General features: G+C 67.7%; 8 protein-coding genes. 2 read left to right on the top strand and 6 right to left on the bottom strand.

Annotated features, from left to right (window positions below):
• The first annotated feature begins 39 nt into the window (after positions 1-39).
• Complete coding sequence (locus tag QA639_RS00435) at positions 40-1,284, top strand: bifunctional folylpolyglutamate synthase/dihydrofolate synthase (protein ID WP_283090705.1); 1,245 nt, start codon at positions 40-42, stop codon at positions 1,282-1,284.
• 145 nt (positions 1,285-1,429) lie between these two features.
• Entirely contained in the window at positions 1,430-2,170 is a 741-nt protein-coding gene (locus QA639_RS00430; RefSeq protein ID WP_283088956.1) for a metallophosphoesterase family protein, read from the top strand.
• Between the two features lie 154 nt (positions 2,171-2,324).
• Here QA639_RS00430 and QA639_RS00425 read toward each other — a convergent pair whose 3' ends face one another.
• The 6 genes from QA639_RS00425 to QA639_RS00400 all read right to left on the bottom strand — a co-directional run bounded on the left by QA639_RS00425 (position 2,325) and on the right by QA639_RS00400 (position 12,119).
• Positions 2,325-2,783: a DUF2231 domain-containing protein gene (locus QA639_RS00425; protein ID WP_283088955.1), complete on the bottom strand. Its 459-nt coding sequence runs from the start codon at positions 2,781-2,783 to the stop codon at positions 2,325-2,327.
• Between the two features lie 84 nt (positions 2,784-2,867).
• Positions 2,868-3,881, bottom strand: a complete 1,014-nt coding sequence (locus QA639_RS00420) for an ATP-dependent DNA ligase (RefSeq protein WP_283088954.1) — start codon at positions 3,879-3,881, stop codon at positions 2,868-2,870.
• 147 nt (positions 3,882-4,028) lie between these two features.
• A complete protein-coding gene (trxA, locus tag QA639_RS00415) occupies positions 4,029-4,349 on the bottom strand; it encodes a thioredoxin (RefSeq protein ID WP_016847387.1) in 321 nt (106 codons plus the stop codon).
• Between the two features lie 116 nt (positions 4,350-4,465).
• Entirely contained in the window at positions 4,466-7,939 is a 3,474-nt protein-coding gene (gene addA, locus QA639_RS00410) for a double-strand break repair helicase AddA (RefSeq protein ID WP_283088953.1), read from the bottom strand.
• Positions 7,933-11,079 (bottom strand): double-strand break repair protein AddB, encoded by a 3,147-nt coding sequence (gene addB / locus QA639_RS00405; protein ID WP_283088952.1) that lies wholly within the window; start codon positions 11,077-11,079, stop codon positions 7,933-7,935. Before addB ends, addA begins: the two co-directional genes overlap by 7 nt.
• An 80-nt stretch (positions 11,080-11,159) precedes the next feature.
• Positions 11,160-12,119 carry a LysR family transcriptional regulator gene (locus QA639_RS00400; protein WP_283088951.1) on the bottom strand — a complete coding sequence of 320 codons (960 nt, stop codon included), beginning with the start codon at positions 12,117-12,119 and terminating at the stop codon, positions 11,160-11,162.
• Between the last annotated feature and the right edge of the window lie 32 nt (positions 12,120-12,151).

Raw genomic sequence — 12,151 nt, 5'->3', positions numbered from 1 at the left:
GCGCTGCATCCCAAGCGCATCGATCTCAGCCTCGATCGCATGCGCGGCCTGGTGGAGCGGCTCGATCATCCCGAGCGCAAGCTGCCGCCGGTGATCCATGTCGCCGGCACCAACGGCAAGGGCTCGACCATCGCCTATCTGCGCGCAATCCTCGAGGCATCGGGCCTGCGCGTGCACGTCTTCACCTCGCCCTATCTGGTGCGGATCAACGAATGCTACCGGCTGGGCGCTGTCGGCGGCGGCAAGCTCGTCGGTGACGACGAGCTGCGCGCGACGTTCGAGCACTGCGAGCGCATCAACGCCGGCAATCCCATCACCATCTTCGAGATGGAAACGGCGGTGGCGTTCTGCCTGTTCGCCAAGCATCCTGCCGACGTCGCATTGCTCGAGGTCGGGCTCGGCGGCCGGCTCGATTCGACCAATGTGGTCGAAGCGCCGCTCGCCTCGGTGATCGCGCCGGTGAGCATGGATCACATGGAATTCCTCGGCGACAATCTGACGGCAATCGCCGGCGAGAAGGCCGCAATCATCAAGCGCAAGGTGCCGGTGATCTCGGCCGAGCAGGCGCCGGATGCGATGGCCGTGATCGAGGCGCAGGCGAACCGCATGCGCGCGCCGCTGCACGCTGCCGGCCAGCAATGGCATGTCGGCGTCGAGCGGGGCCGGCTGGTCTATCAGGACGAGCGCGGCCTGCTGGATCTCGCCGCGCCAAAACTGTTCGGCCGGCACCAGTTCGACAATGCTGGCCTTGCGATTGCGACGCTGCGCGCGATCGACGCATTCAAGCTCAACATCGCGGCCTTTGAAGCCGGCATCGTCAATGCGGAATGGCCGGCGCGAATGCAGCGGCTGGTTTCCGGCGCGCTGGTCGGCCAGGGGCCGCAGGGCTCCGAGGTTTGGCTCGACGGCGGGCACAATGCCGAGGGCGGCCGCGTCGCGGCCGCGGCGCTCGGCGATCTCGAGGAGCGCGTGTCGCGGCCGCTGGTCGTGATCGCAGGCATGATGGCCAACAAGGATGCCAACGCATTCCTCGCCAATTTCGCCGGACTGACCCGCCACATCATCGCGGTCCCGGTGCCCGGCCGCGACAACGGCATGGCGCCGGACAGACTAGCCGATGCCGCGCGGGCGCTCGGCATGCGGGTCGAGATCGCTGATGGCGTCGCCGCCGCCTTGCGGCGGCTCGCCGCGCTGGCCTACGAGGTGCCGCCGCGCATCCTGATCACGGGCTCGCTGTATCTTGCCGGTCCCGTGCTTGCGGCCAACGGCACGCCTCCTGCATAACGTCTGTGTTGTAGCCCGGATGCAGCGAAGCGAAATCCGGGAAGCTCGACCGCGGACACAGGGCCCCGGATTACGCTTCGCTCCATCCGGGCTCGGTTTGCGTGAACCTGCGCTCAGGAAACGTTGCGCCTAAGGATGAAACACCATGCGTTTTGCTGCGATCGCCGACGTCCACGGCAACCATCTCGCGCTCGAAGCCGTGCTGTCGGACATCCGCGCGCAGGGCATTGCCGACATCGTCGACCTCGGCGACATGGTGAGCGGGCCGCTCGACGCCCGGCCCACCATCGATACGCTGATGGCGCTCGATGCGGTCCATCTGCTCGGCAATCATGATCGCTACCTGATCGACCGCCCGCATGAGAAAATGGGTTCCTGGGAGCGGCTGACCTATACCCAGCTCGAGCCGCGGCATCTCGACTGGCTGCGCACGCTGCCGGCGAATTCGATCTATCGCGACGAGGTTTTCCTCTGTCATGCAACGCCCCAGGATGACGAGACCTACTGGCTCGAGACGGTGTTGCCGGGCGGCGAAGTCTGCATGTCCTCGCTGGAAGCGATCGAGGCGAGAGCGGCGGGCGTGCCGCAATCGCTGATCCTCTGTGCACACACGCACACTGCGCGCGCCGTGCGGCTTCGCGACGGCCGGCTGATCGTCAATCCCGGCAGCGTCGGCTCGCCCGGCTATCGCGCCGGCAAGCCGCATCCGCATGTCGTGGAGGCCGGTTCGCCCGATGCGCGCTATGCGATCCTCGAGCGGGTCGATGGTGGCTGGGACGTAACCTTCCGCCACATCCCCTACGACCACGCGGCAATGGCGGCGCTGGCGCGCCAGCACGGCCAGGCCGAACTCGCCTCGGCGCTGGCGACGGGATGGATACGGTAACCGCGCCCCAAGGGTCGATTCGTCATAGCGGGCTTGACCCGCGTATCCATCAATCTTCGGAAGGGCATTTTCGAATGCAGATGGATGGCCGGGACAAGCCCGGCCATGACGACCGAGATTCAGGCTTCCTCGGCATGATCGAGACGAAGCTCTGCTAATGGATGTGCGCCTCATCCGAGACGCCGACATGCTCGCGATAGACCATCTCCCAGCCCTTCCAGCCGGTGAACAGCAGGATCAGGACCACGATGAACGATAGCGCGAGACCGGTCGGCACGATGGCGGAGGTGCCGTGCTCGAAGCGCGAATACCAGTTGTACAGCTCGATCAGCACCGCGATGACATTGCCGCCGGCATGCTGCCACGCATCGGAAAGGTTGCGGACCTGATCGTCTCCGAGGAGATCGATCGCGCCGGCGACGGCGGCGAGTGCGGCCATGATCAGGCCGATACCAAGCAGCCAGAGTGAGGCGCTGGCCCAGAAGTCAGTGCCCGTCTTCCAGAATGCGAGATCGGCAACGAAGGTCAAAACAAAGCATACGACCGGAAACGGAATAAGCATCGGATGGATAGGATGTCCCGCGACCTGCGCGGTTGATCTGGGGTTCGACATGGATCCCTCCTGAGGGCCATTTGAACCCTCAACATGGACCGCCTGTCCGGGTTCCTATTTCGCTGCAGCGCACCAGCAGTGCCGTCACCCCCGCAACAGCTTCATCGGATCGGCCGCCTTCTGCTTCAGTTGCTCGAACGAGCATTGCTTCGGCGCCTTGTCTGGACGCCAGCGCAGGATCGAGGTGCCGTGGCGGAAACGATCGCCACTGAAATGGTCGTAGCAGACCTCGATCACGAGCTTCGGCTTCAGCGGACACCATTGTGCCGAGCGCTCGGTCGACCATCGGCTCGGACCGCCCGGCGCATTCCCGGTGAAGCCGGGCTTGGCGATCAACGGCTCGAGGCGGTCGGTGAGCGCCGGCTTGTCCTGTTGCCTGATCGCCGAGGTGAAGCCGACATGATGCAACAAGCCGTCGTCGTCATAGAGGCCGAGCAGCAGCGAGCCGACCACGTTGCGGCCGCCGGTCCTGTTGGTGGCGTAGCGAAAGCCGCCGACCACACAGTCGGCGCTCCCAAACCTCTTGATCTTCTGCATGCCGTCGCGATTGCCGGCTTGATAGGGCAGGTCCAGGCGCTTGGCGATCACGCCGTCGAAGCCGCCGCCGGATCGCGCCAGCCATTTCCTCGCAAGCGCGTAGCTTGTCGTCGCCGGGGACAGCCGAAAGCTGGAATTGGACTTCAGTTGCGACTTGGCGAACGCCTCGAGCTGCGGTCGTCGTTCGCTCAAGGGCTGACCGGAAAGCTTCGTCCTGGCTGGCGCGGCCAAGAGATCGAACGCCAGAAACAAGGCCGGCGTTTCCTGTGCGAGCCGCGTCACCCGGCTGGCGGCAGGATGGATGCGCTGCAGGAGATCGTCAAAGGAGAACGTTCGGCCGTGCGGCACCACGATCTCGCCGTCGAGCACGAACGATCTGGCTTTCACGTTCAGCGCCGCGGCGACCAGCTCCGGGAAATAGCGGGCGAGGTCTTCGCCGGATTTCGAGCGCAGGTCGACTTTGTGGCCCTCGCGTTTCAGCAGGCAGCGGAAGCCGTCCCATTTGGGTTCGTACTGCCACTCCTTGCCGCGCGGGATGGCATCGACCGAGCGCGCTTCCATCGCGACGAGCGGCGTGGACCTGGAAGCGGGCTTTTGACGCGGGGAGGGCAAGTGCGGGGACCTTCAAACGCAACACACACGGTCCCAACGCAAACGGCCGGCGAATCCGCCGGCCGTGCACGAATTTATTAATCAGAAGGAGCGGGATCAGACCGCGGCGGTGATCCACTGCTGCAGCTTGGCCTTCGGAGCGGCTCCGACCTGGCGGGACGCCATCTCGCCGCCCTTGAAGATCATCAGGGTCGGGATCGACATCACGCCATACTTCGACGCGGTCTTCGGGCTCTCGTCGACGTTGAGCTTGACGATCTTGACCTTGTCGCCCATCGCGCCGGAAATCTCATCGAGAGCGGGCGCAATCATGCGGCAGGGGCCGCACCACTCGGCCCAGAAGTCGACGACCACCGGCCCGGTCGCCTTGAGCACCTCGGCTTCGAAATCGGCGTCAGAAACCTTGCCAACGGCCATGTGAGTACCTCGTTCGGTTGGGACAAAAGGGCGCGGTTGAGAATCGCGCCCGGGAGCATGGGGCAAACGTATGAATGCCCCCTTGCCGGGTCAAGCTTGCTCACGCCGACATGAACTTATGCCAGGGCGGCGTCCAGTGCGGAGGCGGAAATCTCCATGATTTCAGTGGTTTCGGTCCAGAGCAGGGCGGCCCGCACGGGGCGCTGGGGATAAAGCCTGGCGAGCACCGCACCGTACAGCGCGAGCTGCCGGACATAGCCCCGCGGCGCCTCGGCTGCGGTCTTGGGCGGGGCATGGTTGGTCTTGAAATCGACGATCAGGACGTCGGTCGGCGTCACCACCAGGCGGTCGATCTGGCCCGAGACCAGCGCCTTCGGCTGGCCCGGCCGCTCCAGCCGCCCGACGATCGAGACTTCCGCGCGGCTGCCGGGCGCGAACACAGCGGCAAAGCGCGGATCGGCGATCAGGCCGAGCACCTGATCCGCGAGCGCGGCCTGCTCCTGTTCGTTCCAGCCATCGGCATTGCGCGCGAGGTAGCCGAGCGCCGCGCTGCGCCGCCGCTCAAGGACGACGTCGGGCAGCGACTGCAGCAGCCGGTGCACCAGCGTGCCGCGTTGCAGGGCGCGAGCACGCAACTGCACCGATTCGCCGGTCCGGATCGGATGGCTGTCGTCATCGGCCGGATCGGACGGACGCAGCATGCTCGCTGCTGATTCCGGTGCGGCCGCAGCACGCAGCCAGGAAGGCAATGCGATCGGCACCGCGGCCGCTGAGGCCGTCGCGCCGGTGAGATCGGTGACGTCATCCGGCCGCGAATAGCGCATCACCTTGCCGCCTGGCGTCTCCAGCTCCTCGAGCTTGAGCCCGGAATTGGCGAGCCCCCTGGTGATCAGATCGTACCAGGACGATTTGCGCACCGTGTTCATGTTGCCCGGCATGCAGCCGCCGACGATCAGCCGGTCGGCGGCGCGGGTCATGGCGACATAGAGCAGGCGGCGATACTCGTCCTCGGTGTCGCCGAGCATCGCCTTGCGTGCCTCGGCGACGCCGGGCGGATCCTCGGCCTTCTTGCCGGCCCACACCACGACGCCGGGCGCGTTCAGCGCGGCGTTGCCCTGCGGCAGATGGATCAGCCGCAGCCGCTGCGTGTCCGACGGCGAGGTCGTGGTGTCGACCAGGAACACCACCGACGCCTCGAGGCCCTTGGCGCCGTGCACGGTCATGACGCGAACCTCGTCGCGCGAAATCTCCATGTCGCGCTTCACCTCGGTGTCGGCGGCGCGCAGCCAGGCGACAAAGCCCTGCAGCGAGGCCGGCGCCTTGCGCTCATAGCTCAGCGCAAGCTCGAGGAATTCGTCGAGCGCGTCGTTGGCCTCATGGCCGAGCCGGCGCAGGATGCGCGCCCGCCCGCCGTCGCCGCCGAGCAGCCAGGCGTAGAACGCGAACGGCGTCTCCTGGGTGAAGCGGCGCTCGCATTGTTCGAGACGCCGCAGCGCGGCCGCGAAGCGCTCATTGGTCGGCGCCTGCGCGGCCAGTGCCTCGCGCAGCGGGCCGCGACGCTGATACGCCAGCTTGAACAAATCGTCGTCGTCGAGGCCGAACAGCGGGCTCTTCAGCGCCACCGCCAGCGCCAGATCGTCCTGCGGCAGCAGCAGCGCGTCGGCGAGGTTCATCAGATCGATGATCGCGATGTGCTCGGTCAGCTTCAGCCGGTCGGCGCCGGCGACCGGGATGCCGGCGTGCTTCAGCGCCTGGATCACCGCGTCGAACGCGTTGCCGCGCCGCCGCACCAGGATCAGCATGTCGCCGTAGCTGAGCGGCCGCCGCCCGCCGGCGCTGCCGGTCATGGTGCCGCTGGAGACGAGGCGCTTGATCTCGGCCTGGATGCGCCTTGCCAGCTTCACCTCGGGGCTGGTCACCGAGACGCCGTCGAACGGCGCGCGCCAGCCCTCGATGTCCTGGCGATCGTCGGCAACCGCGAGATCCCACAACTCGATCTGGCTGGGGCCCGCATCGGCCATCGCGTTGTGGATCGGGTAGCCGTTCTCGACCGCATGAATGCTGCGGAAGATCTCCTGCTCGCGGAACACATGGTCGACCGAGTGCAGGATCACCGGCCCCGAGCGGAACGAATAGGTGAACGACACCGGGTCGAATTTCAGCCCGGCTTCCTCGAACCGCCGCTTCAGCTCGCGCCGGCGCAGGTCGAACTCGCGAGGCGCCGCGCCCTGGAACGAGAAGATCGACTGCTTCTCGTCGCCGACCGCAAATACCGTGCGCACCAGGCCGTCGCGCGCGCCGGCGCCGGAGGTGAATTCCGAGATGATGTGCGCGACGATGTCCCATTGCCGGGGGCTGGTGTCCTGCGCCTCGTCGATCAGCACGTGATCGACGCCGCGGTCGAGCTTGTAATGCACCCAGCCCGACGAGACGCGGTCGAGCATCGCCAGCGTCTTGTCGATCAGATCGTCATAGTCGAGCAGGCCGCGTTCCAGCTTCTCGCGCCGGTAATGCGCGGCGGCCGCGGTCGCGATGTGGATCAGCGCCTCGGTGCGGTCGCGCGCGATCACGGCGCGGCGGCGTTCGATCAAGGGACCGAGCCGATCGATCTCCGCCTCGACCCGATGGCCCGCGATCGAATTCTTCTTGATGAAACTGTTGGTGACGACGGACGCGCGCGGCGCGCGCTCGTCGGTGAGGAAGACGCCGAGATATTCGTCGACCTGGGCTGCACCGGTGAAGGTCAGCGCGCTCCGCAGCCGTTCGGCCTGCTTCTGATCCGCCTTGCTGCTGGTGTCGAGGAGCGTCGCCATCTCCTTCCAGCTCGCGCGCGGCAGGTTCGGCCCGTCGACGATCTCGCGCTCGACATTCTCGATGCGATCGTCGGCGGAGACGCCGAGCGCCGCCGACATCTGCGCGGCGGCGGCCGCGGCGTCGCCGGCGGCATCGGTCCAGGCCATGAAATGGTCGCGGCTGAGGCAGGCCTCGCGGACCACCTCCTTGAAGGTGACGTCGGCGGCATTTGCCATCGCCGTCCGCAGCGCGCGGCCGATGGGACTGTCGGGAATCCGCGACGCTTCGAGGAACACCGCGAGGTTGGCGCGCTCCATCATCTCGTTCTGGTCGCGGTCGTCGAGCACGGCGAAGCGTGCCGGCACGTTGGCCTCGAATGGAAACTGCTGCAGCAGGCGGGTGCACAGCGCGTGGATGGTCTGCACCTTCAAGCCGCCGGGCGTCTCCAGCGCGCAGGCAAACAGTTTGCGCGCCTCGCGCCGCAGCGTGGCGGAAGGATGGGCAATGCCGGCCTCGCGGATCGCGGCATCGAGCCCGGCGTCGTCGAGCGTCACCCAATGGCCGAGCGTCGTGAACACGCGCTCGGCCATGTTTGCCGCCGCGGCCTTGGTGAAGGTGATGCAGAGGATCTTTTCCGGCGGCACGCCCGACAGCAGCAGGCGGATCACGCGCTGCACCAGCACATGGGTCTTGCCCGAGCCGGCATTGGCCGACACGAAGGTCGACGCCTTCGGATCGGACGCGCGCGCCTGCGCGTCGCGCACGGCGGGCGGGATCGGACGTGGCGCCTTCACCATTCCTCGATCCCCAGGCCGCCGGCGGCGGACCATTCCTTGATGCGCGCGAGGTCGTCATAAGCGCCGTAGCGGTTGGCCCACATCGAGAGGTTCAGCGAGGTGTAGGCCTGCTGCTCGTCGTCGAAGGCGCGGATCAGGGCCTCCAGCTTGCGCCGTGCGCTGTCGGCGGCCTCATCGGGCGGCTGCGGCGTGTCGTTGGTCTTGATCTTCAGCTCCAGCGAACGCTGCTCGCCCGGCGGGTTGTTGCCGCTCAGCCTGACATAGACGAGGTCGCCGACCGAGGAGTCGGCCGGGATGTCGGCGAAGCCGCCCTCGCGCAGGATCGCCGCTTCCAGCGTCAGCTGCGGCGACAGGCCCATGCGCACCTGCTTACCGGTCGGCGGCTGGCCGGTCTTGTAGTCGAGGATCGCAAAGCTGCCGTCATCGCGCCGCTCGATGCGGTCGGCGCGCGCCGAGAGGATGAAGGTCCTGGCATCGTCGAGCGGGATACCGATCTCGCCGCGGATCTCGGCCTTGATGGCCTCGATCTGGCCGCGCCGGGCCTGCTCCCATTCGGCAAACCATCCTGCGATGCGCTGGAAGCGCGGCCACCACAGCGCCCGCGCCTCGGGCCGCTCCATCAGCGGCGCAAAATATTTGGAGCCGATCTCGCGCAGCGTGCGCAGGGTGTCGGCGGGCAGCGCGTCGGCATAGACCTGCGTGAACTCGCCGAGCGCCTCGTGAATCGCCGAGCCGCGATCGGCCGCCGACAGCGGCATGTCGACGGGGTCGAGCGGATCGAGCTTGAGGATATAGCGCGCATAGATCGTGTAGGGATCGCGCAGCCAGTCCTCGATCGCGGTGACCGACATTTTCAGCGGCCGTGCCTCGCGCGGCGGCCGCGGCTCCGGCTGCGGGATCGGCTCGACCTTGTCGGGCCGGTCGAGCTCGGCGGCATATTGCACGTAAGTTTCGCCGGCCGATGTCGCGGCCCTCCAGCGCGCCTCGCCCGCAACGGCTTCGAGCCGATGCAGGAAGCGCGAGGCGACCGCCGGTGCGCCGCCGACTTTTGCGGCGTGGGTGAGGATCACCTCGTCATGGCCGAGCAGCTGAGCAAAGTCGTGCGCGGAAAGGCCGATGCGGCGCTCGGGAAGGTCGAGCCCGAGCTCGTACCGCATCGGCCGGCTCAGCCACGGATCGACCCGCGGCGCCGGCGGCCAGACGCCCTCGACCAGACCACCGAGGATGACGCGATCGGATTCGGTGAGACGGGCTTCGAGCTGGCCGAAGATGTTGAGCTGCGCGCGCGCCGCTTCCGGCCGCCGCACCATGCGGTCGGCGAACGCGGTCTGGAACACCTCGGGATAGTCGGCGAGCGGCGTCATCAGCCCGCTCGGCTGCTGCTTGGCGAGCAGCTCGTCGAACGCGGACGCCAGCGACGCACCGGCGCGCTCCTCGAACGCGACAGCAACGCCATTCTGATCGCCGGACAGCGCAATCAGGGCCTCGCGGTGGCGCGCGGCGAGCTCGGCGAAATCATAGGGTTTTGACGACGCCATGCCTTCGAGCGGCGCCAGCGCCGCCTGCAACTTGGCGATCAGGTCCTGCGCCCGGTTGAGTTCGTTGTCGCGCAGCCGGGCGCGCGGCTCCATCGCGTGCAGCGACGAGGTCTCGCCGCCGTGCAGCTTGATCAGTTCGGCGCGGAAGCGCGCGAAGTCGCGGGCGAGGCCGGCGGTCCCGGCTTGCGGCCGCGTGCCGCGCAGCAGCGCGATCTCCAGCACCTCGATCGCGCGCCGCAGGGCGCCATGCGAACCGCCGAGCCGGAACAGCGGATGCTTGAGCAGCGCGAGCAATGTCGGCGGCTCCAGCCCCTTGGCCGCAGCCTCCGCGGTCAGGCGGGCGAACACGCCGGCCGGCGTTTCGATCAGCGCATCGCCGCCGGAATCGTCGAACTCGAGCTTCCAGCGCGTCAGCGACGCCATCACGCGGCGCGCCAATGCGCGGTCCGGCGTCACCAGCGCGGCCGATTTGCCGAGATGCCGCGCCTCGCGCATCGCCACCGCGATCGCCAGCGCCTCCATTTCCGGATTGGGCGCCTCGACCACGGTGAGGTTGGTCATCCCGGCGGAAATCCGCGCCACGATCTCCGGTCGTTCCAGCCGGTCGTGCCACTGCGCCGTCGCGGTCGAGGGACGCATCGTCTCCGACACCAGCACCTCGCGGCCGAGCGGCGCCGGGTCGGCAAGGCTCTCGACATCGCGACGCTTGATGCCGAAGCGGTCGAGCAAGGCGTGCATCGCGAATTGCGGATGGTTCGACGAGGGCGGCGTTACGAACCTGCCGTCGTCGCCGCGCTCGCCGCCGATCGTGTCCCAGCTGCCCTCGTCGAGATCGGTGTCGAGCCCGGGCAGCACCACCGCACCGTTCGGCAGCTTCGCCACCACGTGCAGGAATTTCGCCGTCGCCGGCATCGAACCGGTCGAACCGGCGGCGATCACCGGGCCCGCGTGGTGCGCGGTCAGCCGCGCCGCTTCCGCCTCGATCAGGAGATCGCGCCGCGCCGCGGGTTCGATCCGGCCGATCTCCTTGAGGTAGCTGGGCCAGGCGTCGCGCGCGATACGCAGGAAGTCGAGCGAGTGCTGCCAATATTTGTCGAGCTGGTCCGGCACCAGGCGGTCGAGCGCGCGCCAGTCGACGCCGCGCGTCACCATGTCGTCCATCAGCCGCGCCAGATCGCCGGCGAGTTGCAGCGTTGAGGCCGGCCCGCCGACCACCAGCGGCGCCGACACCGGCGTCTTCGCCCAGGCCGCGACAAGATGCGCCAGGGTCAGCCGGCGCTCGAGCTCGCCGAGCCTTGGCGGAATCTCCAGCGGCGCGGCGCCGCCGACGTCCTCGCTTTGGTCGGCGAAGGCGAGCTCGTCCTCATCGATGTCGCCAAGCGCGACGATGCGCGGCAGCACGGCGGCGTCCGACTCGAGCACATCGAGGAAGATTTCCCGCGCCAGCCGCCCGGCGCGGCGGGTCGGCAGATACAGCGTGGCGTTGGCGAGCCTTGCCGGATCGTTCTGCGCCTCGAATCCCGCGACCAGCCGGCCATCGACCAGCGCCGAGATGACGGTCCGCAGGAACGGCGCAGAAACGGGAACACTGAAGACGCGCATGGGCTGCCTGATTCGAATCCGGCGCCAATATAGGGATCGGCGGCCGTCGTTAGCCACCCCTGTCGGAGAACCGTCACCGCTCAATATCGCAATCGGCCGGCGCAGCGATCCGCGGCATCCAGGAACCAGCGCAACGCCGGATCCTGGGCAGCGCGGCTCGTATGGATCAGGTCGATCGCGAAGGCGGGGATGTCGATCGGCGGCGCGACGACGGCAATGTCGGCCAGATGCGTGAAGCGCCGGGCGACGCGCTCGGACATCGTGGCGATCAGATCGGTGCCGGCCACGGCGAACGGGACGGCCACCACATGCGCAAGCGTCATCGCCACTCGTCGTTTCAGTCCATGGCGCGCCAGCAACGCGTCGATCACGCTCGGCAGGCCGTCGCCGCCGGCCGCCGAGAACAGCGCGTGCGGCAGGGTCGCGTAATCTTCCAGACTCAGGCGCTCCGATCGGTTCGTGCGCGCGGTATCGCGGACGCAGACAAAGCGTTCCTCGAATAGCCGGTGCCGGACGCAGCGCGGTGACTCCGGCAGGTGCCCGCCGATCAGCGCATCGAGTTCTCCGCGCTCCAGCTTCGCCAGCGCCACCGTCGCGTCGGTGAGCGGGCGCACGGCAAGGTCAATGCCGGGCGCTTCGACGCGCAGCAGCCGGGTCAGTTCCGGCACCACAACGAGATCGCCGTAGTCGGTCGCGGCGATGGTGATGCGCCGTCGCGCGATGGCCGGATCGAAGCCCTGATCGGGCACCAACGCGCTCCGGATTTGCCGCAGCGCTTCGCCGATCGGCCCGGCCAGCGCCAGCGCCTTTTCGGTCGGCTGCATGCCCGCGCCGGCACGCAGGAACAGTTCGTCGGCAAACAGCGCACGCAGCCTCCGCAACGCGCTGCTCATGGACGGCTGGGCGAGCCCGATGCGCTCGGCCGCCCGGGTGACGTGGCGCTCCTCCATCAGCGCCTCGAAGGCGACCAGCAGGTTGAGATCGATGGCGGATAAATTCATTGTGGCAATAGTGCATATAACAATAATCGATTTCAACAATGATTTGCTCCGGCCTATGCTCGTTGGCCGGA

The organism is Bradyrhizobium pachyrhizi (assembly GCF_029714545.1).
Lineage (GTDB): Bacteria > Pseudomonadota > Alphaproteobacteria > Rhizobiales > Xanthobacteraceae > Bradyrhizobium > Bradyrhizobium pachyrhizi.
The sequence above is the reverse complement of the archived record's forward strand: the minus strand, read 5'-3'. Positions and strand labels throughout refer to the sequence as shown.